Origin of the sequence: Pseudomonas frederiksbergensis (assembly GCF_003732665.1) — a bacterium.
In the GTDB taxonomy this organism is placed as follows: domain Bacteria; phylum Pseudomonadota; class Gammaproteobacteria; order Pseudomonadales; family Pseudomonadaceae; genus Aquipseudomonas; species Aquipseudomonas frederiksbergensis_G.
Window position 1 is genome coordinate 1 of record NZ_MOBP01000073.1, and the last position, 262, is coordinate 262.

Below are 262 nucleotides of genomic sequence, written 5' to 3' on the forward strand. Positions count from 1 at the left end.
GCTGCACCCATTCGGCATCCTGCGGATTGACCACGGCGTAGCGGTCCGGCGGGCAAAAGGTCCAGTGATGGGCGACTTCGGCCAGGCGTTTGAGCTCATCGGCAGACAGCCAATACGACGTGTTCACCAATGGCATCGGCGCGCCGCTGAAACGCTGTCCCAGAGTCAGATTAGTGCCGGGCCCAAATGCGATCGCCATTTCCTGGCCGGGTTGCAGTTGCTTGTCCGGCGCGGGCAGTTTTCCCTCCCGTGCATAGCTGAA

At 61.8% G+C, this 262-nt stretch carries 1 pseudogene; it reads right to left on the reverse strand.

Going from position 1 to position 262, the window contains the following annotated elements:
• Positions 1-262: pseudogene (locus BK665_RS33205) on the reverse strand (hypothetical protein); the annotation flags it as partial.